Raw genomic sequence first — 1,801 nt, forward strand, 5'->3', positions numbered from 1 at the left:
GATAATCATGTCTCAATCCGATGATAAAGGTCTTAAGCGAAGATATCCTAGTTTTCCAGTATTTTTTCATCCATCTGACGAGTGCAGTAGTATCGTTTCCTTTGATTACATTGCAGAAGCTTTCCATAGCCTCATACATTTCCCTAAACCAGTCCAGTCTCATCAGTGTGTGCAACGTCAATTTCTGAGTCTCATCCATCTCCTTTCCCTTCATACTTTTGTCAATAATCGATGCTATACCTTTTATCGGCACCAGTTCAGATCTGTTGTCCTTTGGCTTTAGCTTCCGGGTGTCTGGCTTCCACGTCTTAGCCCTGAATCCACGATGGCCGTCTGAGAGGTATCTGTAGTGGTCATAGAATGGCGTCAGGCTGCCTGAAAATCCCACGGAACATATCTCTTTATGGATTGTGCTGAGAGGCTTCCCTTTTGCCGCCTCCTGCTCCACGTATGCATCATACTCATAATATCCGTTTCGAAGCTTACTGTTCCTTGCAGGCAGCGACTCAAACTTGCAGTACTTTGTAGCCGTCTGCCTTGCTATGCCCAATTTCTTGGCGATAGTCGTCGGCTTGAATCCCATCCGCTGTAGTTCCTTTACCTCGTTAAATATAATCTGCCTCGTGTCCAGCTTGTCGGAGGACGGCAGTCTTTTGCCTACTATAGCCATAGGTTTTTCGCTCCCTGCTGCTCGCATAACATTCAGTTCCTCATCTCTGACAGCCTGCCGGTAGTCCGCATAGTTTTCTGCGACAAGCTTTGTCATACGGTCTGAGATGTTCTTTACAAGATGGAACTTGTCTGCCACCTCGTTTATCGACCGCCCCGTGGATGCGACGGCAGAACTGTAGTCCGTTGATCTGTCACGGCTGACAACGGATACTTTCTCATGTCCCTCCAACCACTGGCGGAAACTCTCCGTTTCCCTGTCTACAAGCAAGTCAATGGGCCAGCCGTTCTCGTAGTCGATAACAATACTCCCATAGGTCACACCCTTGCGCCATGCCCAGTCATCAACGCCTATTTTCCTGACTTCCGGGTAGGTCGAGGGCCGCATTCTATGCAAGTCACGCAGGACAGTAGAGGAACTGACATTTATGCCCATGCGAGCAAGCAGCCTGCTGGCAGATCCCGAGGACACGGATATGCCCTGACGGGCCACAAGCCTCTCGCACCTACAAGTACGCCTGCGATAACGGAACACCTCACCGCCGGGCTGCTCTGCAAAAGTCTTCCTATGGCATTCCTCGTTATGGCAGAAGAACTTGCGCGTCTCAAGTCGTAATACGACTCGGTTTCCGAGGATTGACAGATCCTGTATTGTCCTGACATACTTGCTGTGAACACTACGGCTGTGATGTCCGCAATAAGGGCATATGCCATAGTCTAATGACGATGATGCATACAGGTGAAAAGTCAGACTCTCGTATTCTGCTTCATGAATGAGAAGGTCGGACGATAGATAAATCTGGGTTATTCCTTCATCACAGAGCAATTTTTTTTCTTTTGCCTTGCCGAAATTTGGATTTTTTGTTGTAACTTTGTCGCCATTAGGGTATTTCTGCATGATTTGATACTTTATGTTTGGCGATATAAAGGTACAAAAAATATATGAAATGCCCTAATATTTTGTGTTATAAATATCTGATTATTAGTTAATTAAGTATAAATGCGGCATCGTTTCACTAAACTTGACTTAGGGGGACTTCCTGAAAACTTTTGATTGCGATGACTGCTTAAAAAAGCTATGGCAGTAACTTACGCTGAGACGTGTGCTCTTCAACTAAATTGCAGAAGAACC

The 1,801-nt window shown here is 46.2% G+C and carries 1 protein-coding gene; it reads right to left on the reverse strand.

The window, feature by feature from the left end:
• Positions 1-1,567, reverse strand: a 1,567-nt coding sequence (locus CIK99_RS00610; RefSeq protein ID WP_094378724.1) for an ISL3 family transposase, incomplete at its 3' end; no start/stop codon positions are given.
• Between the last annotated feature and the right edge of the window lie 234 nt (positions 1,568-1,801).

It is taken from the genome of Prevotella sp. P5-92, assembly GCF_002251245.1.
Classification (GTDB): Bacteria; Bacteroidota; Bacteroidia; order Bacteroidales; family Bacteroidaceae; genus Prevotella.